21 protein-coding genes and 1 tRNA gene are annotated in these 20515 nt (G+C 68.2%); 11 read left to right on the forward strand and 11 right to left on the reverse strand.

The features are described 5' to 3' along the window. Window positions 1-26: 26 nt before the first annotated feature. Window positions 27-179 carry a hypothetical protein gene (locus HUG12_RS06855; protein WP_179268053.1) on the forward strand — a complete coding sequence of 51 codons (153 nt, stop codon included), beginning with the start codon at window positions 27-29 and terminating at the stop codon, window positions 177-179. 106 nt (window positions 180-285) lie between these two features. Here the strand turns inward: HUG12_RS06855 and HUG12_RS06860 are convergent, their stop codons facing one another. Continuing rightward, window positions 286-840 (reverse strand): peptidylprolyl isomerase, encoded by a 555-nt coding sequence (locus HUG12_RS06860; protein ID WP_179268054.1) that lies wholly within the window; start codon window positions 838-840, stop codon window positions 286-288. Window positions 841-1083: 243 nt separating this feature from the next. Here HUG12_RS06860 and HUG12_RS06865 point away from each other — a divergent pair, with 243 nt between their 5' ends. Further along, window positions 1084-2043 carry a succinylglutamate desuccinylase/aspartoacylase family protein gene (locus HUG12_RS06865; RefSeq protein WP_179268055.1) on the forward strand — a complete coding sequence of 320 codons (960 nt, stop codon included), beginning with the start codon at window positions 1084-1086 and terminating at the stop codon, window positions 2041-2043. Between the two features lie 77 nt (window positions 2044-2120). Further along, window positions 2121-2705, forward strand: a complete 585-nt coding sequence (locus HUG12_RS06870; RefSeq protein ID WP_179268056.1) for a DNA methylase — start codon at window positions 2121-2123, stop codon at window positions 2703-2705. A gap of 57 nt (window positions 2706-2762) precedes the next feature. On the opposite strand, the gene HUG12_RS06875 is transcribed toward HUG12_RS06870, so the two are convergent. Both HUG12_RS06875 and HUG12_RS06880 read right to left on the reverse strand, forming a co-directional pair. After that, the gene (locus HUG12_RS06875) at window positions 2763-3284 is read right to left on the reverse strand and encodes a hypothetical protein (RefSeq protein ID WP_179268057.1); all 522 of its coding nucleotides are present in this window, start codon (window positions 3282-3284) and stop codon (window positions 2763-2765) included. A gap of 53 nt (window positions 3285-3337) precedes the next feature. Continuing rightward, window positions 3338-4414: an anthranilate phosphoribosyltransferase gene (locus HUG12_RS06880; protein ID WP_179268058.1), complete on the reverse strand. Its 1077-nt coding sequence runs from the start codon at window positions 4412-4414 to the stop codon at window positions 3338-3340. A 179-nt stretch (window positions 4415-4593) separates the two neighbouring features. Between HUG12_RS06880 and HUG12_RS06885 the strand changes: the two genes are divergently transcribed. Next, entirely contained in the window at window positions 4594-5019 is a 426-nt protein-coding gene (locus tag HUG12_RS06885; RefSeq protein ID WP_179268059.1) for a hypothetical protein, read from the forward strand. 86 nt (window positions 5020-5105) lie between these two features. Beyond that, window positions 5106-6149, forward strand: coding sequence for a siroheme decarboxylase subunit beta (gene ahbB, locus HUG12_RS06890; protein ID WP_179268060.1), 1044 nt, complete (start codon window positions 5106-5108; stop codon window positions 6147-6149). Between the two features lie 94 nt (window positions 6150-6243). On the opposite strand, the gene HUG12_RS06895 is transcribed toward ahbB, so the two are convergent. Then, window positions 6244-7383, reverse strand: coding sequence for an endonuclease/exonuclease/phosphatase family protein (locus HUG12_RS06895; RefSeq protein WP_179268061.1), 1140 nt, complete (start codon window positions 7381-7383; stop codon window positions 6244-6246). Between the two features lie 281 nt (window positions 7384-7664). Between HUG12_RS06895 and HUG12_RS06900 the strand changes: the two genes are divergently transcribed. Continuing rightward, window positions 7665-8006: a ferredoxin gene (locus HUG12_RS06900; protein ID WP_179268062.1), complete on the forward strand. Its 342-nt coding sequence runs from the start codon at window positions 7665-7667 to the stop codon at window positions 8004-8006. Beyond that, a complete protein-coding gene (locus tag HUG12_RS06905) occupies window positions 8003-8518 on the forward strand; it encodes a hypothetical protein (protein ID WP_345777002.1) in 516 nt (171 codons plus the stop codon). Before HUG12_RS06900 ends, HUG12_RS06905 begins: the two co-directional genes overlap by 4 nt. Before the next feature lie 62 nt (window positions 8519-8580). Here HUG12_RS06905 and HUG12_RS06910 read toward each other — a convergent pair whose 3' ends face one another. The 5 genes from HUG12_RS06910 to HUG12_RS06930 form a co-directional block, all read right to left on the reverse strand. After that, on the reverse strand, window positions 8581-9948 hold the full coding sequence (locus HUG12_RS06910; RefSeq protein ID WP_246308152.1) for an ABC transporter ATP-binding protein: 1368 nt from the start codon (window positions 9946-9948) through the stop codon (window positions 8581-8583). Then, on the reverse strand, window positions 9941-11065 hold the full coding sequence (locus HUG12_RS06915) for an ABC transporter ATP-binding protein (RefSeq protein WP_179268064.1): 1125 nt from the start codon (window positions 11063-11065) through the stop codon (window positions 9941-9943). Before HUG12_RS06915 ends, HUG12_RS06910 begins: the two co-directional genes overlap by 8 nt. 1 nt (window position 11066) lies before the next feature. Further along, window positions 11067-12044 carry an ABC transporter permease gene (locus HUG12_RS06920; RefSeq protein ID WP_179268065.1) on the reverse strand — a complete coding sequence of 326 codons (978 nt, stop codon included), beginning with the start codon at window positions 12042-12044 and terminating at the stop codon, window positions 11067-11069. Beyond that, window positions 12044-12976 carry an ABC transporter permease gene (locus HUG12_RS06925; protein ID WP_179270592.1) on the reverse strand — a complete coding sequence of 311 codons (933 nt, stop codon included), beginning with the start codon at window positions 12974-12976 and terminating at the stop codon, window positions 12044-12046. The genes HUG12_RS06920 and HUG12_RS06925 overlap by 1 nt, the downstream gene beginning before the upstream one ends. A 284-nt stretch (window positions 12977-13260) precedes the next feature. After that, window positions 13261-14865, reverse strand: a complete 1605-nt coding sequence (locus tag HUG12_RS06930) for an ABC transporter substrate-binding protein (protein WP_179268066.1) — start codon at window positions 14863-14865, stop codon at window positions 13261-13263. A 299-nt stretch (window positions 14866-15164) separates the two neighbouring features. On the opposite strand from HUG12_RS06930, the gene HUG12_RS06935 reads away from it, so the two are divergent. The 3 genes from HUG12_RS06935 to HUG12_RS06945 all read left to right on the forward strand — a co-directional run bounded on the left by HUG12_RS06935 (window position 15165) and on the right by HUG12_RS06945 (window position 16326). Then, window positions 15165-15249 (forward strand) — tRNA-Leu (locus HUG12_RS06935). 198 nt (window positions 15250-15447) lie between these two features. After that, a complete protein-coding gene (locus tag HUG12_RS06940) occupies window positions 15448-16035 on the forward strand; it encodes a hypothetical protein (protein WP_218836417.1) in 588 nt (195 codons plus the stop codon). Between the two features lie 102 nt (window positions 16036-16137). After that, window positions 16138-16326, forward strand: a complete 189-nt coding sequence (locus HUG12_RS06945; RefSeq protein WP_179268067.1) for a hypothetical protein — start codon at window positions 16138-16140, stop codon at window positions 16324-16326. Window positions 16327-16624: 298 nt separating this feature from the next. Here HUG12_RS06945 and HUG12_RS06950 read toward each other — a convergent pair whose 3' ends face one another. Continuing rightward, the gene (locus HUG12_RS06950) at window positions 16625-17944 is read right to left on the reverse strand and encodes an LLM class flavin-dependent oxidoreductase (RefSeq protein ID WP_179270593.1); all 1320 of its coding nucleotides are present in this window, start codon (window positions 17942-17944) and stop codon (window positions 16625-16627) included. 232 nt (window positions 17945-18176) lie between these two features. Here HUG12_RS06950 and HUG12_RS06955 point away from each other — a divergent pair, with 232 nt between their 5' ends. Continuing rightward, entirely contained in the window at window positions 18177-19487 is a 1311-nt protein-coding gene (locus HUG12_RS06955) for a dicarboxylate/amino acid:cation symporter (protein ID WP_179268068.1), read from the forward strand. Window positions 19488-19588: 101 nt separating this feature from the next. Here the strand turns inward: HUG12_RS06955 and HUG12_RS06960 are convergent, their stop codons facing one another. Further along, window positions 19589-19894 carry a hypothetical protein gene (locus HUG12_RS06960; protein WP_179268069.1) on the reverse strand — a complete coding sequence of 102 codons (306 nt, stop codon included), beginning with the start codon at window positions 19892-19894 and terminating at the stop codon, window positions 19589-19591. Between the last annotated feature and the right edge of the window lie 621 nt (window positions 19895-20515).

Here is a 20515-nt window from a genome sequence, read left to right on the forward strand (position 1 = left end):
CGCGTCTACACGTACCACGCCCGACCATGTCGACCGAGCCGTGCGGCGGGTGCGGGGCGACCGTCCCGTTCGCCCAGGCCGTCCACGTCGTCGTCCACACCCGGACCGAGGAGGGTGTGGTCGACCACTACCTCTGTCGCGACTGCTACGAGGGGGAGCTGGAGCCGCTCTTCGGGTAGCGCCGGGACGAACGACGGTGAGATGATTCGGGAGTGATACTCGTACGATCGCGAGTACGTTCCCGTGTCAACCGGGAATGATGAGGCGTGAACGGCGGATCTCGGCTCAGCGGTCGACGTCGACCGACTCCAGCACGACCTCCTCGCGCGGTTCGTCGTTCCGGCCGGTCGGCACCGAGCCGATCTCCTCGACCACGTCCATCCCGTCGACGACCTTGCCGAACACCGCGTGGCGGTCGTCGAGGTGGGGCTGGGCGCCCAGCGTGATGAAGAACTGCGAGCCGTTCGTGTTCGGGCCGGAGTTCGCCATCGAGAGGACCCCCGCGTCGTCGTGCCGGAGCTCCTCGTGGAACTCGTCGTCGAACTCGTATCCGGGGCCGCCGCGGCCGGTCCCGGTCGGGTCCCCGCCCTGGATCATGAAGTCGGAGATGATCCGGTGGAACTGCACGCCCTCGTACAGCGGGTCGATCCGCTTCTCGCCCGACTCGGGGTCCTCCCACGCGCCGGTGCCGCGACCCACCGTCGCGGCGTCGTAGTCGTCGTCGCCCTCGGCGAGGCCGACGAAGTTCTCCACCGTCTTCGGGGCCCGGTCGGCGTACAGTTCGACCGTGATGTCGCCGTGGTTCGTGTGCAGCGTCGCCGTCGGCAGGTCGTCGCTCATACCCCCGACTGGGCGGGCGAGCGGGAAAAGTCGTGTCATCGGTCGGCGCCCGAGCGGACGCCCCCCACCGGCCGGGGGTCGCCCCGGCGCCCCCGTTCGACACCCGTCGTCCGACCGTCGCGGCCGGCTCACGTCGGCACCGGGGCGTGAATCGGATGCCCCGCCCCTCGCGGGGTTCCTCCCCTCGTCCGCCCCCGTGCCGGGACCTCCACTTACAAGCCGCCGGCCCCCATCGACTCCGGTATGCACACGGCCGAACCCGTCACGCTCGCCCGCCTGCCCTCGGGCGTCGAGGTCGAGACGACCGTCCACGTCTACGGCGACGGCGACCCGACGGTGTACGTCCAGGCCGCCCAGCACGGCCGGGAGATCAACGGCTCCTCCGTGCTCCGCCGCCTCCACGGGGAACTGGAGGGGGCGGAGCTAGACGGCACCCTCGTCGCCGTCCCGGTCGCGGACCCGCTCACCTTCGACCGCGTCTCCTACACGACGCCGGAGGCGTACGACGCGGTGAACCCGAACATGAACCGCTGCTGGCCGGGCGACCCCGACGGCAGCCTCCACGAGCGCATGGCCGCGGCGCTGTGGGAGTACGCCGGCGGGGCGGACTACATCGTCGACCTCCACACCGGGAGCCGGGAGATGCTCACCCATACGGTGTACCTGAAGGGCGACGAGGGCTGCCGGGAGCTCGCGGAGGCGTTCGGCACCGACCTCCTCCTCGCGGAGGCCGCCGGCGAGGACGCCGACGACGAGTGGGAGAAGCGCAGCTTCGGCGGGAAGCTCCGCGTCGCGGCGACCCGCGAGGAGATCCCCTCCATCACGCCCGAACTCGCACACAACAGGGAACTCGTCGAGGACGCCATCGGGGAGGGACTGTCGGGGATGCTCGGGGTACTGCGGTACGCCGGCCTCCTCGAGGGGGACGACGAGGGGGCGCCGGACTGGGACGGCACCCGCGCCCGGAACCACCTCGGGCGCGTGAAGGCGAGCGACTCGGGGCTGTTCCGGGCGGCCGACGGGCTGGGGATCGGCGACGAGGTCGAGGAGGGCGAGTACGTCGGCGAGGTGTTCGACCCGACGTCCTACGAGACGCTCCAGGAGGCCCGCGCCGACCGCGCGGGAATCGTCTACTCGGTCGCGCGGGAGGCGACCGTGACGGCCGGACAGACGCTCGTCGGCGTGGCGATCCGGCTGGACTGAACTCCGCGTCCGGACGCGCTGCCCGGCGATCCGGCCGGCGGCGTTCGATTTCATCCGCTGGAGGCGTACTGCAGACGATGAGCATCGACGACCTCGAATCGAGCGAACCGTACTCGGAGGAACTCGACATCGACCTCCGATCGGGCGACGACGGGGAACTGTTCGAGTGGTTCCTCGCGAGCCTCCCCTTCGACGGACGCATCTCGGAGGGGACCGCCAAGCGAACGTACCGCGCGTTCGAGAACCACGACCTGCTGACGCCCGGGGCGATACTGGACGCCGGGTTCGACTACCCGGTGAACCCGATGATGCGGGAGGGCGGGTACGTTCGCCACGACAATCGGCGCTCCGAGCAGGTGCTCCGCGACTGCGAGACGCTCATCGAGGAGTACGACGGGAGCCTCAACGCCCTCCACGAGGCGGCCGCGGACGCGGAGGCTCTCGAGGAGCGAATCGACGCGTTCCACGGCGTCGGCCCGGTGACGACGAACATCTTCCTCCGGGAACTGCGACCGATCCGGGCGAAGACCGATCCCGAACCGCTCGACGTCGTTCGGGAGGCTGCAGCCCGTGCGAACGTCGATCCCGATCGGTACGACCGGAAAAGCGAGGCGTTCGTTCGGGTCGAGGCGGGACTCATCCGGCGCCGTCACGAGCACTGAGCGATCCCCCGGCGGGTCACTCTGATCGTCCGCGAAGGGACAGGGCGAACGCGGACCTCAGGCGGGCGACACGCTCGTTTCGCGGGGTGACCGCGAGAGCAACGCCGCCGTCGCCCCGCCGGCCAGAACCCCGACGACGAGCATGTACGCGAGGAACCCCCCGTACCAGTCGACGCCGAACAGCGTCGGTCCCCACGAGACGGCCGCCTCCAGCGACGCGCCGGCCGCCTGGGTCACCAGCGCGAACACGAGCGCGGCCATCCAGCCGCCGATGAGGACCCGACACACCTCCCGCCACCCGTGGGCGGTGAGGCCCTTCGCCACGGCGGCGCCGACCGCGAGCGGGACGTAGAGGAAGGCGGCGCCGAGCAGCACCGGAACGCGGGCCGCCTCCGCGCCGAGTCCGCCGACGCCCCCGACCACGGTGAAGGCGCCGACCAGCCCCAGGACGCCGACGAGCGCGCGCTCGTGGCCGATCCGCCGGCCGAGCACGTACGCCGAGAGCGCGAGGAGCACCACCGCGGCGCTGGCCGCGAGGAAGAACAGGCCGTAGACGTTCGCGGTGGCGACCTCGCCCACACGTGCCCTCGTCCCCGCATCCGAAATAAACCCTCCGTGCCGAATATCAGCCGTTAGAACGCCCGCAGGTCCGAGAGCACCGCGGCGGCGCTCCCGTCGTCGATCGCCTCCCGGGCGACATCGAGCCCCTCCTCCAGATCCGCGACGTCCTCCCGGGCGTAGACGCGGAACGCGGCGTTGAGCGCCACCGCGTCGCGCCAGTGGTCCGTCCGGTCGCCCGAGACGACCTCCTCGGCGATGCGGGCCGAATCCGCCGCCACGTCCTCGACCTCGAGGTCGGCCTCCTCGAAGTCCATGCCGAACTCGGGCGTCTCTATCTCGTAGTCCGTGAACGCCGCGTCGTCGCCCTCGCCCGCGTTCCACTCGGCCACCTTGGTGTACCCCGGTCGGATGTCGTCGTACCCCTCCATCCCCTGGAACATGATGACGCGGCGGAGGTCGTGGAACTCCGAGCGCTCGAACGTGTCCACCACCTTCTTCGCGAACGCGAGGTGGTAGAACGAGCCCAGGTGGACGTCGGCGCCGGCGGGGTTCGCGAGCGTCTCGACGGTGTTCACGAACGTCCGGACGCCCATCGCGTCCCGGCGCTCCCACAGCGCGTGGACGTCGGGGTTGAACGACGGCTGGTAGTAGAAGCCGAACCCCGCCTCGTCGACCATGTCGGCCGACTCCGCGGGGTCGAGTTCGGTCCGCACGTCGAGTTCGTCGAGGACGTGCTTGTACGCGTCCTGCTTCTGGGTCGGCACGCGGTCGCCCGAGTGGACGACGACCGGCGTGCCCGCGCCGGCGGCGACGATGCCCGCGGCGACGCCGAGGAGGGCCGTGTCGCCCTTGCCGTCGTAGTTCGCGCCGCAGTCGACCGGGTCGGCGTCGGGCTCGGCGTACTCGACGCGCGAGCACATCTCGTCGACGTAGGCCGCCAGTTCCTCCGGGTCGTTGCGCTTCCAGCGGTTCGCCAGCCAGAACGCCCCGAGGGTGGTGTCGTCGGGTTCGCCCGCGAAGATGCGCCGCAACGCCTCGGTCGCCTGCTCGCGGGTCATGTCGTCGGCGGACTTCGGGCCGGAGCCGCAGACCTCCGTCATGAGGCGCTTGAGGGGCCACTCCCCGAACTCCTCGGTCGCTTGTGCCATGTCGCCGGCTTCGCCCCGTCGGCGCAAAAACGTCCCGTTCGCCCGTGGGAGGTGGACGGACGGTCGGTTACTGGAGTGCGCGTCCCGCCATCCCGGGTCGGGGACGCCGTCAGGTCCCTCGCGAACCGTCATCTGGTGGATGGGAGGGTTCTTCTCCGGTTCGAGAGAAGGGCCGGCACGTGCCACGCTCCGTTCCGACAGTGCTCGTGCTGTCGCTGGTGTTGCTCGTCGGCTGTTCCGAACCACTTTCGTCTCAATCGCCGGCAGCGACGACGTCCTCCCCGACGGTCGAGCGTGACACGTTCGGCACCGGCGGCGTCTTCCGGGTCGCCGACGCGAACACGGCGGTCCCCTCGAGGGACGCGGCGGCGCTCCTCCGATCGGCGCGGTCGAACGGGTCCGTCGACGAACCGGACTCGGCGCGGTTCTCGTACGTTCCGCCCGACGACGTCGACGCCGCGGGAGCGATCCGGGGCGAGATCCATCGGGTCCCCGCGAACGCGACGCCCTATCACTTCCCGTCCGCCACCGAGACGGGCGCTCACAGAACGGTCATCGTCCCGGAAACGGGCCACATCTACCGTGCCTTCGTCGGGGCGTGCTGATGGTACCGGTTCGTCCCGGCGTTCGTCCCCCTTTCCGGTCGTTTCACTCCGAAACCTGTAGGTAGGCCGACCCCTAACCACGGACAATGAGCGCGCTGGAGGGCGGGGACTGGCGCGAGGGCCTCGACGGGGTCGACGCCCGTCTCGTCGACGACTACCAGAGCGGCTTCCCGGTCGCCGAGCGGCCGTTCCGCGTCGTCGCCGGGGACCTCGGAATCGGGGAGGACGAGGTCGTCGAGCGCGTCCGCCGCCTGCGCGACCGGGGTGTCTTCCGGCGCTTCGGCGCCGTGCTCAACCCTCCGGTCATCGGCTCCTCCACGCTGGCGGCGGTGCGGGCGCCCGAGGATCGCTTCGCGGAGGTGGCCGAGGTCGTCAACGGCTACCGGCAGGTGAACCACAACTACCGGCGCGACCACGAGTGGAACGTGTGGTTCGTCGTGACCGCGGGCGACCGGGCGCGCCGGGACGAGATTCTCGCCGAAATCGAGGCGGAGACGGGGTGTGACGTGCTGCACCTCCCGATGCTGACCGACTTCTACATCGACCTGGAGTTCCCGGTGTTCAACGACGACTCGTTCGCGCGGGAGTCCATCGAGCACACCGAGGCGTCCGCGACGCGCATCTCCGAGGACGCCGCGGGCGACCTGTCGGACCTCGACGCGCGACTGCTGCTGGAGATACAGGACGGGTTCCCCCTCTCGGCCACGCCGTACCGCGACGTGGCCGGGGCGGTGGACGCCGACGTGGACGACGTGCTCGCCGCGGTCGAGCGCCTGCGCGAGCGGGGCTGCATCAAGCGCATCGGCTGCGTCGTGAACCACCTCGTCACCGGGTTCCGGAACAACTGCATGGTCGTCTGGGACGTGCCGGACGACCGCCTGGACGAACTCGGCGAGCGCGCCGGCGAACTCCCGTACGTGACGCTGTGTTACCACCGGCCGCGCCGACCCGAACAGGGCTGGGAGTACAACCTGTTCACGATGGTCCACGGCCGGGAGGCGGAGGCGGTGGACGCGAAGGTCGACGAACTGGCCGCCGACTACCTCCCGTTCGAGCACGAGCGGCTCTACTCGACGGAGACGCTGAAGCAGACGGGCGCGCGGTACGAGGATCTGGTCGGTTCGGAGTAGAGCGCTCGTCGTTGTTGATCCCAAAACGATGTTAGAACGCCCATGTCGTATGGAAAGCCGGATTCAGGACGACAGAACGAAACCACGCCCGATCCTAGAGACCGGGTTCGGCCTCGATTTGCTGTTTCACACACCAATCGTATAGCTCCCCCCGAAGGTCATCGGACGTTTCACCGAACAGTTTGCCGAGACGCCAACCCAGGTTCTCCCACGTGAGGCGTTCGAGGGCGTCCTCCATATCCGTCCCAGCTACGGCTTTGTTCCAGCCCGCGTTGAATCGACCACGACGACGATTCGATTTCGGATCGACGACACGGATATCGTCGTCAAACGTCAGACCGCCAGTCGACCGATCCCTCGGCGCTTCCCCGGGCGTGATGTCCTCTTCAGGGGTGGTCGGACGCCGTTGGCGTCGGCTATCGGCCCCGTCTCCCTGTCCTCCATCCGGCGTAAACATCACTTCGAGCGGCGAATGATCGGAGAGATCATCGAACTGGTGGAGATATTCCGCCGTGGTCGCGTCAAGTGACTCGCTGGCGAACACGTGATCGAACCGCCGACGCCATTCCCTGCCTTGGTTTCTGGTCACGAAGCTGTAGGCATCGTCACCGTAGCCGTTGACCTCGCGGTAGGCATCGGTGAGGTCGTGGTTCGCGAGACCGACGATGACGTTACGTTCAGCCTCGACCCACCGATCGTCGCTGCCCCAGACCGTAACCTCGCCATCGTCGCTCTCGGTTTTCGGAGAGTTGAAATCGCCGCAGAGAAATCGAAAGTTCGGTGGATCGTCCTCTGCTAGCCGGTCGTAGATCCCTTCGAACATTTCGACCTTCGTCTCCCCATACTGACTGCCCGGGAGCAGATGGACGGAATGGCCCTCGATTCGGCCGATAGGAGCATGAAATACCGCGGAGAGCGCCTGATGCTGTGCCGGCATCCGGAACGTCTCCGGCGGGAGCACCCGAAACGGCCAGTGACTCGCGAACGCAATGCCCGATGTGTTGTTGGGGTCATCGGATCGAAACTCGTGGCTGTGTGCAGCGTACTCGAAGCCGTGTTCTCGCAGGAGTTGACGCGCTCTCCGGCTTGCTTTGACGCCGACTTCTTGGAGGGCGACGATGTCCGGGTCGCATTCTCGGAGGCCGGTCAGTTGCTCCCTCAGGTTTTCGATCGACGAACGATTGACGTTCCAACTGATCAGTCGTACTTCTGGGTCGGGTTCCGGGTCAGTCATGGATTTTGTCGGCTCTCCGAGCGAATTTGGTGCGCTCGTTACCTTATGGTTCCTTGGTACGATCCGTCTGTTGATTCGAAGAAGGCATCGTCCGAATCGCCACCGAATGACCGGATTCTCGATGGATGAATGGGACACCGACACCGGTCAAAGAATCCGGGAGAGCACGAGGACATCGTTCCGTCGCCAGGACGTTCGCCTCCACGGAATCAAATCCCACATCGAACCCAACCGATGGCGACCGACAGACGAAAGACGACCCGCCGACAACGACGCCCAAGATGAGCGACCTGGAGGCCGAGGTCCGGACCGCCAGCGACTACGGGGGGGAGGGGCCGCCCGTCGAGGAGAAGCCGTACAAGATCGTCTTCGAGGCGAACGCCTGCTTCGGCGCCGGCAAGTGCGCCGAGGTCGCCGACAACTGGGAGATGGACCTTGACTCCGGCATGGCCCGGCCGAAGTCCTACTACGTCGCGGAGGAGGACCTCGAGGAGAACCTCCGCGCCGCCAAGGTGTGTCCCGCGAAGAAGGACGTCGGCTGCATCCACGTCGTCGACCGCCGCACCGACGAGGAACTGGCGCCGGACCCGCACGGGGACGGCACCCTGAGCGTGGACTGGTGATGGACCGTCGCCGCCGGCGCGCCGAGGACCGCACGGGGTTCGACGACACCACGAACTACCTGACGCTGGCGCTGGCGAAACTGGTCCCCCGCTCGGTCGCCCGCCGCGCCGTCTCCGTCGCGGTGTGGACCGACCGCGACGAGTACGAACCCGGCGAGCCGGTCGAGATCACCGTCGAGTTCCACAACCGGCTCCCGGTCCCGGTCGAGGTCCCGACGCCGCGGCGGCGACGGTGGGGCTGGACCGTCGACGGCCTGCTCGAGGCGACCGACGAGCGCCGCTACGTCCGGGGCGAGCCCGCGACGTTCGCGTTCCGCGCCGGCGAGCGGAAGCGCGTCACGACCGCCTGGAACGGCCGCGTTCGCCGGTCGAGCGACGACGACATGGACCGCTCCGAGCCCGCGGGCGCCGGAGAACACACGATAACGGCGTTCCTGGCCACCCGGACCGACGACCCGCCCGCCGACGAGACGACCGTCCGGTTCGTCCGTTCGCGCCGCTCGGAGTCGTAGCGCGACGGCCGGAACCGCCGACGTCGGCTCCGGGTCGCCGGCGCGAACTCCGCTCCGGAGAATCAGTCGCCCGTGCCGGCCGCCTCGCCCGGCACCCGCTCCGTCGCCTCGGCCGCGTCCCCGGTCGCCAGCGCGGCCTCCCGGTTCAGGTGGCAGGCCGCGTAGTGGCGATCGTCGCCGTGGACGGGGGGAACCTCGTACGCCGGCTCCTCCCGCGCGCAGACGCTCTTCTCGGCGAACTCCTCCCGAAGCAACCGCTCGGCCCGGTCCCACTCGCCCTCCGTGATGGAGCCGACGGCCTCCGAGACGATCCGGCCGGCCTCCCCGTCCGGCTCCCCGTCCCGGAAGTACCGCCGTTCGATCTCGGCGCGGCTGGTCGTCTCGAACTCGCGACGGCGCACGCCCCGCGAGAACGCGACGACGTTCCGCCACTCGGCCTCGCCCATGTCGTACTCCGACGGCTGGATGAGCTCCGGACACCGCGTCCGGAACCGGCAGCCGGACGGCGGGTCGAGGGGCGAGGGGACGTCGCCGTGCAGGACCGCCGAGCGGCCGCCCGAACGCGGGTCCGGCACCGGGATGGCGTCGAGCAGCGCCTGCGTGTAGGGGTGCTGGGGGTTCTCGAACAGCTCCTCCTTGTCGGCGAGTTCGACCATCTGGCCCAGGTACATCACGGCCACGCGGTCGGAGATGTGGCGGATGACCGAGAGGTCGTGGGCGATGAACAGGTAGGTGAGGTCGAACTCCTCCTGGAGCCGCTCCATCGTGTTCAGCACCTGCGCCTGGATGGAGACGTCCAGCGCCGACACCGGCTCGTCACAGACGATGAAGTCCGGGTTGACCGACAGCGCCCGCGCGAGGTTGATGCGCTGGCGCTGGCCGCCCGAGAACGCGTGCGGGTGGCGGTTGTAGTGTTGCGGGTCGAGCCCGACCTTCTCGAGCAGTTCCTTCGCGCGGGCCTCCCGGCCCTCGTCGTCGAGCATGTCGTGGGCCTTCATCGGCTCCTCGACGATCCGACCCACCTTCATCCGGGGGTCGAGCGAGGACTGCGGGTCCTGGAAGATCATCTGCATGTCCTTGCGCTTCCGCCGGAGCGGCTCGCCCGACAGCCCCGCGAGGTCCTCGCCCTGGAAGTAGACGCTCCCGTCGGTCGGCTCCAGCAGCCGGAGGACCGTCCGCGCGAGCGTCGACTTCCCGCAGCCGGACTCGCCGACGAGCCCGAGCGTCTCGCCCCGCTTGATGTCGAAACTGACGTCCTCGACCGCCCGGACCCGACGGGAGGACCGGTGGACGAACGGGAACTCGCCGTCGACGCTGACGCCGCCGAACATCCCCTCGTCGTCCTCGAAGTACTTGCAGAGCCCGCGGACCTCCAGCAGCGGGTCCTCGACCCCGGCCGACGCCCCGTCGGCGCCGACGCGCTCACTCATCGCTCCCACCCCCGATCTGGGTGAGCCCGGCGCGGAACCCGCCGGACGCCTCCTCCTCGAGCGGCCTGCTCCCGTCGTAGCCCACGTCGAATGCGTCGTGCATCACGCAGGCTGCGGCGTGTGACGGCTCGCCGGGGTCGCTCACGTCCCGCGGCTCGGGGTGGAACTCAGTGCAGACCTCCCGGGCCTCGGGACAGCGCGGGTGGAACCGACAGCCCGACGGCGGGTTGATCGCCTCGGGCATCACCCCCCGGATCGGCTCCAGCTCCTCGACGGTCTCGTCGGGGCGGGGCATCGAGTCGAGCAGCGCCCGCGTGTACGGGTGCTTGGTGTCGTAGAACAGCTCGTCGACCGGCGCCTGCTCGATGATCTCCCCGAGGTACATCACGTTGACGCGGTCGCAGATCTCGGCGACGACGCTCATGTCGTGGGTGACCCAGACGAACGCGGTGTCGTACTTCTCCTGGAGGTCGCTCACGAGTTCGAGGATCTGGCCCTCGACGGTGACGTCGAGGGCGGTCGTCGGCTCGTCGGCGATGATGAGGTCCGGCTGGCACGCCAGCGCCATCGCGATGAGGACGCGCTGGCGCATCCCGCCCGAGAACTGGTGGGGGTACTCGTCGTAGCGTGCCTCCGGGTCCGGGATGCCGACCTCCCGGAGCATGTCGATCGCCTCCTCCTTTGCCGCGGCCTCGTCCAGGTCCCGGTTGAGTTCGATGAACTCCCTGAGCTGTCCCCCGACGGTGAAGACCGGGTTCAGCGACTCCATCGGGTCCTGGAAGATGATGGCGATCTCGGTCCCCCGGATCTCCCGGCGCATCTCCTCCTCGGAGAGCATCCCGTCGCTCGGCCGGGGCTCGCCGGAGGCGTCCTCCTCGAGGCCGAACAGCGTCCGGCCCTTGAACGTGATCTCGCCGTCGACGATCTCGCCGGGGCTGTCGACGAGCCTGAGGATGCTCGAGGTGGCGACGGACTTGCCGGCCCCGGACTCGCCGACGAGCCCGACGATCTCGCCCTCGTGGACGTCGAAGGAGACGCCGTCGACGGCCCGCACGGTGCCCTCTTCGGTGAAGAACTGCGTCTTGAGGTTCTCGACGCTGAGTAGTGGTTCGCTCATGTCAGTTGTTGATGCGTGGATCGAGTGCGTCCTGGAGCCCGTCGCCGAGGATGTTGAAGCCGATCACGGTGATCAGGATGGCGAGCCCGGGGAAGATGCTGAACGTCGGCGCAGGCAGCATGTAGTTCCGTGACGCCGAGAGCATCTGTCCCCACGACGGCGTCGGCGGCTGGGCCCCGAACCCGAGGAACGACAGGCCGGCGACGATGATGATGCTCACGCCGATCTGCAGGGTCGCCTGCACGAGCACCGGCGCGAAGCTGTTCGGAATGATGTGCCGCAGGATGACGTTCCGGTCCTTCACCCCGGCGGCGCGTGCCGCCTCGACGTAGTCCTCCTCGCGGACGGAGACGACCCGCGAGCGGATGAGCCGGTTGAACACGGGGATGGCGGCGATGCCGACCCCGATCATCGCGAACGTCAGGTCGCGGCCGAACGCGGTCATGAACGCGATGACGAGCACGAGGAACGGGATGGCGTACACCGTCTCCGTCATCCGCTGGAGCACGTCGTCGATCCAGCCGCCGTAGTAGCCCGAGACCGCGCCGACGAGCGTCCCGCCGACCATGCCGATGGCGGTCGCGATGAACCCGACCGTGATGGCGATCCGGGTGCCGTAGATCGTCCGCGTGAGGATGTCCCGCCCCCGATGGTCGGTGCCGAGCGGGTGCGCGAGGACCCCCTCGCCGTACTGGTTCTCCATCCCGATCGGCGGGAGGAGCCTGGTCACGGTGTCGGGGTCCTGTTCGGGGTGGTACAGCACCGCGTTCCCGATCGCGTAGTCGAGCAGGTAGTAGTCGACGGACGCGAACACGGCCACGAACGTGATGACGCCGACGATGCCCATGCCGATGCGGGCGGACGTGTCGCGCGCGACCTGCTTCAGCGTGTACGAGAGGCCGACCCGCGACTCGACCGCGTTCGGTCCCCCCTGTTCGTCATCCGTGCGTTCGTCGACTTCCTGTGTGTTCGTCGCCATTATTTGTCACCGTACGTGACGCGCGGGTCGATGTACGCGTACGCGATGTCCGTGATGATGACGCCAACCACGTAGGCGAGCCCGAACATGAACGTCGTGCCCATGATGAGCTCGTAGTCCTGATTGTTGATGCCGGTGATGATGAGTCGACCCATCCCCTGTATCTCGAACACCGTCTCGGTCAGCACCGCGCCCCCGAGCGCCGTCGACAGCCCGAGGCCGATGATGGTGATGACCGGAAGCTGTGCGACCTGGAACGCGTGTTTGCGGACGATGGTCGACTCGGGAACGCCGTAGGCGCGCGCGAGCTTCACGTATTCGCCCTGCAGGGAGTCGACCATCGACGACCGCTCGATGCGGGTGATCTGTGCCATCTGGAGCGTCCCCAGCGCGACCATCGGGAGGATGAGGTGGTGGATCGACGTGAGGAGCACGCCGAGCCGCGTCGAGGCCCCCCGGACGTCGATCGGGTCGGCCCACGGCAACACCAGCCCGCGTGCGGGGAACACGTCGAGGTGGAAGCCGAAGACGATGATGAGCACCAGCCCGATCCAGAACGACGGCGTCGACACGCCGACCAACGAGACGATCCGCGAGAGGTGGTCCGTGGGCTCGTTGCGCCGCTTCGCCGAGAGCACGCCGAGCGGGACGGCGGTTGCGATGGCGAACGCGAACGACGAGAGCATGAGCAGCAGCGTCACCGGGAGCACGCGGACGATCGTCTCGAGCACCGGGCGGTCGTAGTAGAGGCTGTAGCCCAGGTCGCCGGTGAAGACGCCGGCCATGTACGAGAAGTAGCGCTCGTGGAGCGGCCGGTCGAGCCCGTACTTGGCCCTGATCATCTCGACCTGCTCCTGTGCCGGCGTGGGACCGAGCATGATGCTGACTGGGTCCCCGGGGATCTGGTTAGCCAGGAAGAACGTGATCGTGATGATCCCGACGAGCACCGGGACCGCCTGGACGAACCGCCAGAACGTGTACCGTAGTAGGCTCACTGACGTTCACCCCTCGCTGGTCGTGGTCGGCTCACCGAGGTTCACCCCTCGCTGATCGTAGTAGGTTCACTGAAACTCACCCCTTGCTGGTCGTGATTGGCTCACTGGAACTCACCCCTCGTCGGACCGTGTAGGGTCGTCCGACGCGTTTCCGGACGTGACACGGAAATCGTACCTGTACGTAAATCGCTGGCTCATTGATAAAGAAGTCGGTCGCGGGTTTACTGGACCGAGACGTTGTTGTTGTCGGTGAAGATCTGGACGTTCGTGGAGGCCGCGTGCGCGTGGAAGTCCTCCACGCTGGAGCTGATGCCGTAGGAGTTCATCAGGTTGTACGCCGGGATGTGGACGCGCTCCTCGAGGAGCGTCGTCGTCGCCTCGGTGTACAGCTGCTGGCGCTCCTCCCGGTCGGCCGACTCGCGGGCCCGGGTCAGCTTCTGGGACGCCTCGTCGTAGCCGTGGAAGGTGCCGTTCGTCACGCCCTCGACCTCCTGGGAGAGCAGGTGGTAGGCGAACGAGTCGGGGTCGGGACTGCCGGACCATCCGAGCGTGTACATGTTGAAGTCCGACTCGGTACCGCTCTGGTAGGCCTCGGTGAAGGTCCCCCAGTCGAGGCGCTGGACCTGGACGTTCTCGAAGCCGGCGTTCTGGAGGCCGTCGCCGATGGAGACGCCGATCTGCTCGCGCATGTCGTCCGGCGGGACGATGATGCGCCAGTCGTAGTCCATGCTCACGCCCGCCTCCTCGAACAGCGCCTGTGCCTCCTCGAGGTTCTGGTCGTGCGTGATCGAGCCCCACTCCTCGAGCGGGAACTCCCAGTCCTCGGCCAGCGTCGTCGGGTACGGGCTGACCTGCCGGACGCCCGCCGGTTCGACGAAGTTCGAGACGGCCTGGTCCATCGAGAAGCAGTAGTCGACCGCCTCACGCACGAGCGGGTCGGTGGTCGGCCCCTCGCCGCAGTTGAACGCGAGGTAGAAGTAGCCGATCCCGGGCTCCTCGACGATGCTCGCCCCGTCCATGCCCTCGACGGTCTCGTACATCTGGGGCGGGACGGTCTCGATGATGTCGTTGTCGCCCTGTTCGAGGCTCGTGACGCGGGTCGTCTGCTCCTCGATCGGGTCGAACTCGATCCCCGCGACGTTCGGCGTCCCGGCCTCGTCGGCGTCCCAGTAGTCGTCCCAGCGTTCGAGCGTGGCGTAGTCTTCCTGCTCCCACTCGACGAGCTGGAACGGGCCCGACCCGGTCGGGTCCGTGTTGTACGCGTCGCGGTCCTCGGTCCGGACCGACTCGTTCACGACGTTGCGCACCATCGTCGTCGTGAACGCGCCGTAGGGGTACGCGAGGTCGAACTGGACGGTCGTCTCGTCGACTGCCTCCGCGGAGTCGATCATGTCGAGCTCCGCGGCGTTCTCCGTCTCCTCCTCGACGGGGGCGAGGAACGTGTGGACCACGTCGCTCGCGGTCACTGCGTCGCCGTTCCAGAACTCCGCGCCCTCGCGGAGCGGAACGACGAACCGCGTGCCGTCGCGCTCGACCTCGGGCTGGTCGGCGGCCAGCTTGGGCTGGACGTTGAGCCCCAGGTCGTACTCGTACAGTCCGTCGTAGATCTGACCCGCCACCTGGGCGGAGGGAACGTCGTTCAGGACGACTGGGTCTAGGTCCAAGGGGCCCTTCACCTGGCCGTAGTACAGCGTCCCACCCGAGTCGCCGCCGCCGCCCCCGCCGAGGGGGCCGGTACAGCCGGCGAGGCTCAGCGCCGCCCCGGCGCTGAGGCCCTTCAGCACGCTACGTCGGTCGAGACCGTGGTTCCGTGTTTCGTTAGTCATGGGTTATAGTTACACACCGAGCTAGGCTCCGATTTCCAGTCCCGTCCTAAAAGCATATCGAAACTGCCCTCGTTCCGTTGCGGACCGGTCACGAACTCGCCTATTATCGAAAGTTTGCGTGGTGAACCGGTATAGAATCACAAACATTCGTTATTAAGGGCGGCCTGCAAGCGCATCCGGTATCCGAACGGCGTTTTCTTCCGGTACCTGCAAAAATTACGGGCGGCGGGACGCGGTCACGGACGGTCGAGGCGGCCGCATCGAAAGTAGTTTCCCGGCCGTCGATGTATCGGCGGTGCGCGAGGGTGGCTGAGCCAGGCCAAAAGCGGCGGACTTAAGATCCGCTCCCGTAGGGGTTCATGGGTTCGAATCCCATCCCTCGCAGATCTTCCGAACGAAGCGGGGGGCGAGAGGGGCGGACGACGGCCCGGCGTCGTTCGAACCACCCCCGAAGTTTCGCGAACGGCGGCTGGACCGAACGGCCTCACGTCGCGGACGCGAGTCGGCACCGACGTCCCGCCTTCGCCGGCGGGCTTGATACGCAGGCCCACCCCTTTTCGGCGGTAGCGGCCAACGTCCCCCATGCCGACCCACGTGAGCCCGGAACAGGTCCGCCGCTGGATCGACGACGGCGCCGTCCGGGAGGTGACCGAGCACGACGACGAGGCGACCGAGTTCAACTTCGAACTGACCCTCTCCCGCCTGCCCGTACACGTCATCAAGGAGGAGACGTGGGGGCCGCTCCGCGTCGTCGGGAAGACCGGGTTCGACGCGGACCGGGTGCGGGCGCTCCTGCGCGACGACGACGACCGACAGATACTGCTCCAGCGGCTCGGGCCGATGCTCGCGGCGACGCCCGGGTTCTACACGTTCCTCGACGGGGAGGGAAACGGCTGCGCGTTCCGGAACGCAGAATCGATGCAGACCGAGTACCGGATCTACCCGGACGAGGCGAGCCAGCAGGCGCTGATGGACGGCCTGATGGCGACCGCCTCGGGGATGCGGTACGTCCGGAATACCCTCGCCGCGATGCTCCCGAACCGGGTACCCGCCGAGACCGAGGCGAACCTGGACGCGGTCGTCGAGGACGAATCGGACCGGGACGAATCGACTCGGGACGACTCGGCCGAGGATGCGGCGGCCGAGGACGAGGCGGGCGAGGAGGGGTGAGGACGCGGCGATCGGGACGGACGCGCGGTCGACGCTCACGGCTCCGGTGCCCGGCAGGCGCCGCCACAAGATTGACGGTCCTGGTAATTAGATGTAATTACAATGCTCCCCGCGGACGCCCCGACCCGTGCCGACGCGCTGCTCGTCGTCATCGGCGCGTCGCTCGCGGTCGCGCTGGCGACGGCGCACGTCACTCCCCTCCCGTTCGCGCTCGCGGCAGGGGTGGGGGTCGCCTTCGCCGGGGTCGCGATGCTCGACGGGCTGATCGTCAACCCGCCGAACGACGGGTGAGCGGCGAGGAACGTCGTCTACTCGACGGCCCAACCTCCGAAGAACGCGGTTGCTTCGAACGTGGAAACGAAGGGGCGGCACGCACCGCGAAAGAGTGGTGCGGTGCGGTACCGCCCCGAATTGGTCCCCGCTGACGCTTCGGCCCTCCAGACGAAGCGTCGCCTGAAACCAGTACCCCGACGTACTTAACGATGGCGCCGACGGCGGGAACCCCCGCGGCCAACTCCCCGCCGGTTGTGTGTTTTCTACGCGAGAGCGTCCGCCGTGTGGGCGACGGACCCGTCGATTCCCCGGCCGTTCACCGTCGGCCCGGGTGGTCGACCGGGAGGCGCGGTCCGGCGCCGAACAGTCGCTCGCGGAGCGTGTCCCCCCGCGGTTCCTCCGGAAGGAGTCCCCGCTCGCGGAGCACCGGGGAGACGAGGTCGACGAAGTCGTCGAGGCTCCCGGTGCGGACGACCTCCTTCACGTTGAACCCGTCCACGCCGACCTCGCGGAACCAGTGCTCCAGTTCGTCCGCGACCTCCTCCGGCGTGCCGACGACGACCGGGGAGGTCGTCCCGAGTCCGGAGAACTCCGCGACCTCGCGGACGGTCCACTCCCGGTCCGGGTCCGCCCTCGTGAAGGCGTTCATCGTCCCCTGGATGGCGTCGGTCTCGATGTGCTCGATCCGCCGGTCGGGGTCCAGCTCCGAGAGGTCCACGTCGAGAAACCCCGAGAGGAGCGCGAGCGACGCCTCGACGTCGACGTGCTCGACGAGCGCCTCGTACTTCGCCTCGGCGGCCTCCGCGGTCTCGCCGACGACCGGGACGATGCCGGGGAAGAACGCGAGCGAGTCGGGGTCGCGACCGAGGGCGGCCGCCCGGTCGCGCAGGTCGTCCACGTACTCCAGCACGCCGCGCTCCGTCGGCTGCGAGCAGAAGACGGCCTCGGCGTTGGCGGCCGCGAAGTCCCGCCCGCGGTCGGACGACCCGGCCTGGAAGACGACCGGGGTCCGCTGGGGGGACGGCTCGCAGCCGTGCGGTCCGGGAACGTCGAAGAACTCGCCCTCGTGGTCGATGGCGCGGACCCTGTCGGGCTCCGTGTAGACGCCGCGCTCGGCGTCGCGGACGACCGCGTCCCCGTCCCAGGAGTCCTCCCACAGCCGATAGCAGACCTCCAGGAACTCGTCGGCGCGGTCGTATCTGGTCGCCTTGTCCATGCGCCCGTCGAGCCCGAGGTTCGCCGCCGCGGATTCGAGGTAGGAGGTGACGACGTTGAACGCGACCCTGCCGTCCGTGAGGTGGTCGAGCGTCGAGAACTCGCGGGCGAGCTGGTACGGGTGCGTGTAGGTGGTCGAGCGCGTGACGGCGAAGCCCAGGTCCTCGGTCACCTCGGCCATCGCCGGCACGAGGTAGCTCGGGTCGTTCGAGGGCGTCTGGATGCCCTTCCGGATCGCCGTCTCGCGGTCGCCGCCGAACACGTCGTACACCCCGCGCACGTCCGCGAAGAACACCGAGTCGAAGCCGCCCCGTTCGGCGGTCCGGGCCACGTCGGTCCAGTACTCCCGGTCGGTGTAGCGGTGCGACCGGTCGCCGGGGTACGTCCAGGACCCGGGCGAGACGTGCTCGACCGAGTTCATGGTGAACAGGTTGAGATGGAGACGATCGTTCGCGCTCACGTCCTCCCGTCGACGTCGACGCGGGTAAGCCCCCGCGGAATCGGCCGTCCATGCCGTGACTGTGGCGGAGCGTGGGCGGGCCATGAGACGAGCGCGCGGCCGACGTCGGACGGGCGAGGCGGCGTCCGAGACGCCGGCAAGCGAGCGCAGTGCCCACCCATTTTTAAGTTCCTCAGCGATAAGTCGGAACGGAATGTCAACCAGCCCCACTCGCGGGTACTGGCAGCGGTACCGTTCGATCCCGATCGTCTACCGGATCGGTGCGGCGTTCGTGCTCGGCTCGCTGTTCGGACTGCTCGTCGGGCAGCCGGCGACCCGACTCCAGCCCCTGGGGGACCTGTTCGTCAGGCTGCTGAGCATGCTCATCATCCCCATCGTCGTGTTCACGCTGGTGATGGGGGCCAGACGCCTCACCCCGAGCAACCTCGGGAAGATCGGCGGGCAGGTCGTCGTGCTGTACGCGATCACCTCCGCCGTCGCGGTCGCCATCGGCCTGGCGGTCGCGAACCTCATCAACCCCGGGAGCGGGCTCCAGCTCGGCGACGCCGAGGCGCAGACCGCCGAGGCGCCCGACATCGTCGAGGTGTTCCTCGGCATCGTGCCGGAGAACCCCATCGGCGCGATGGCGAGCGGGGACGTGCTCCCGACCATCTTCTTCGCGGTCGTGTTCGGGCTGGCGCTCGCGCTGGTCGAGCAGACGACCGACAGGGAGGACATCCGCAACGGCGTGGAGGCGTTCTACGACCTCGCGGAGGCGGGCGCCGAGGCGATGTTCAAGGTCGTCTGGGGCGTGATGGAGTACGGCGTCATCGGCGTGTTCGCGCTGATGGCGGCCGTGTTCGGCGAGGCCGGCGCCGACGCGCTCGTGCCGTTCGCGCTGCTCATCGTCACGCTCGCGCTGGCGGTGACGCTCCACATCGCAGTCGTCCACCTCGGCGGCATCGTCGCGCTGCTGGTCGGACAGTCGCCGATGGGCTTCCTCCGGGGCGCCCGGGACGCGCTCATCACCGCGCTCAGCATCCGCTCGTCCAGCGGGACGCTCCCGGTGACGATGTCGAACGCCGACGAGAACCTCCAGGTCGAGGAGGAGGTGTACAGCTTCTCGCTCCCGCTCGGCGCGACCATCAACATGGACGGAACCGCGCTGTACCAGGGGGTAGCGGCGATATTTGCCGCTAACTTGGTCGGCGTCCAGCTCGGGCTCGCCGAGCAGTTCACCGTCGTCGCGGTCGCCGTGCTGGCGAGCGTCGGCGCGGCCGGCGTCCCCGGCACGGGGCTCATCATGCTGACGCTCGTGTTGACCCAGCTCGGACTCCCGCTGGAGGTCGTCGGCTTCGTCGCCGGCGTCGACCCCATCCTCGACCGGATGCGGACGATGACGAACATCAGCGGCGACCTCGCCGTGACGACGCTCGTCGCCAAGTGGAACGACGCCGTGGACTTCACGGGCGGGACGTGGGTCCCCGGCGGCGGGACCGAGGGGGTCGCCGCCGCGGACGACTAGGGCGAGTAGCCGGCGAACTGACGGGACCGGCCCGTCGGGAGTTTCGAATCGCTTTCTCGACCGAGGATCGGTCAGGCTCGCGCACGGTCGACGGGCATCGGTCAGCCTTCCACGGGCCGGAGTCGGTCAACTGCCGTTCGCGCTCCACCGGACAGGCCGACGAGGAGTGTCGATAGCAGGAGGACGTAGATCAGGAACCAAGCGTAGTAACCGACGAGACGGACGAGGAAGCTGCCGCCCCATCGTGGATCGAGTTCGAAGAAGACGTGAAAGACGACGCGGAACACCGGGTCCAGCGGCTTTCCGATGGGATAGCTCAGCACGTTGAAGATCCACAGCCCGACGAGTACCCCGGCGACGAGTAGGACGCGTCTGATGGGAAGGCTTCGCGTCCCTCCTGAGTTCATGTTCGACGGGGGTCACCCGATATGAAGTGTCTTGTGGGATCGTTGCAGCACGTCGAAAAGTGCCAGGTGGCCAGATGATGTTTTAAACGGATCTGAGCGTATCGCTCTCGGCCTCCTGTTTCACTCGGCGCGCGGCGGCCGCGCTCCGCGCGGCCGCCCGTGCGAGGGACGAGCACCGTAGTGGAGTGAGCGGAGCGAACGGAACGAGAAGCACGGTGGCTGCTCACGCGAGCGGAGTCGTTCGAAAGGCGCGAAGCGCCTTTCGTGATGCTGCCAGATTCCGCAGGAATCTGGCCGCTGACGGGAACTCCCCGAGTTCCCGTACTGACGAAAATCTTCGATTTTCGAACCACGAGGGTGAGTTCCGAGGTACGGGAGGGTGAGGCTGCGGTGCGGCGGGCGGCCCCTTTCGGGAACTGCTCCCCGACGACTGTCCCGATTCCGGAGCCAATCGATACAGGGCTTTCGAGGACTGCTCCACGATGACTTGTTCAGTTCCGGGGTCATACGCGACGAGTACGTCCCAGCCGTCCTCCGTCCCGTCGCCGACCCCGATTCGGACGAACCGAAACTACCGTTCCACGGCAACGCGGCGGGGCGAACAACCCATTTAAGCCCGCC

The organism is Halorarum salinum, assembly GCF_013402875.1.
Lineage (GTDB): Archaea > Halobacteriota > Halobacteria > Halobacteriales > Haloferacaceae > Halorarum > Halorarum salinum.

Excerpts from the sequence above, each read along its gene's own strand:
- HUG12_RS06855 (WP_179268053.1), top strand. The coding sequence starts at position 27 with ATGTCGACCGAGCCGTGCGGCGGGTGCGGGGCGACCGTCCCGTTCGCC.
- HUG12_RS06860 (WP_179268054.1), bottom strand. The coding sequence starts at position 840 with ATGAGCGACGACCTGCCGACGGCGACGCTGCACACGAACCACGGCGAC.
- HUG12_RS06865 (WP_179268055.1), top strand. The coding sequence starts at position 1,084 with ATGCACACGGCCGAACCCGTCACGCTCGCCCGCCTGCCCTCGGGCGTC.
- HUG12_RS06870 (WP_179268056.1), top strand. The coding sequence starts at position 2,121 with ATGAGCATCGACGACCTCGAATCGAGCGAACCGTACTCGGAGGAACTC.
- HUG12_RS06880 (WP_179268058.1), bottom strand. The coding sequence starts at position 4,414 with ATGGCACAAGCGACCGAGGAGTTCGGGGAGTGGCCCCTCAAGCGCCTC.
- ahbB (WP_179268060.1), top strand. The coding sequence starts at position 5,106 with ATGAGCGCGCTGGAGGGCGGGGACTGGCGCGAGGGCCTCGACGGGGTC.
- HUG12_RS06895 (WP_179268061.1), bottom strand. The coding sequence starts at position 7,383 with ATGACTGACCCGGAACCCGACCCAGAAGTACGACTGATCAGTTGGAAC.
- HUG12_RS06900 (WP_179268062.1), top strand. The coding sequence starts at position 7,665 with ATGAGCGACCTGGAGGCCGAGGTCCGGACCGCCAGCGACTACGGGGGG.
- HUG12_RS06910 (WP_246308152.1), bottom strand. The coding sequence starts at position 9,948 with ATGAGTGAGCGCGTCGGCGCCGACGGGGCGTCGGCCGGGGTCGAGGAC.
- HUG12_RS06915 (WP_179268064.1), bottom strand. The coding sequence starts at position 11,065 with ATGAGCGAACCACTACTCAGCGTCGAGAACCTCAAGACGCAGTTCTTC.
- HUG12_RS06920 (WP_179268065.1), bottom strand. The coding sequence starts at position 12,044 with ATGGCGACGAACACACAGGAAGTCGACGAACGCACGGATGACGAACAG.
- HUG12_RS06930 (WP_179268066.1), bottom strand. The coding sequence starts at position 14,865 with ATGACTAACGAAACACGGAACCACGGTCTCGACCGACGTAGCGTGCTG.
- HUG12_RS06940 (WP_218836417.1), top strand. The coding sequence starts at position 15,448 with ATGCCGACCCACGTGAGCCCGGAACAGGTCCGCCGCTGGATCGACGAC.
- HUG12_RS06945 (WP_179268067.1), top strand. The coding sequence starts at position 16,138 with ATGCTCCCCGCGGACGCCCCGACCCGTGCCGACGCGCTGCTCGTCGTC.
- HUG12_RS06950 (WP_179270593.1), bottom strand. The coding sequence starts at position 17,944 with ATGAACTCGGTCGAGCACGTCTCGCCCGGGTCCTGGACGTACCCCGGC.
- HUG12_RS06955 (WP_179268068.1), top strand. The coding sequence starts at position 18,177 with ATGTCAACCAGCCCCACTCGCGGGTACTGGCAGCGGTACCGTTCGATC.
- HUG12_RS06960 (WP_179268069.1), bottom strand. The coding sequence starts at position 19,894 with ATGAACTCAGGAGGGACGCGAAGCCTTCCCATCAGACGCGTCCTACTC.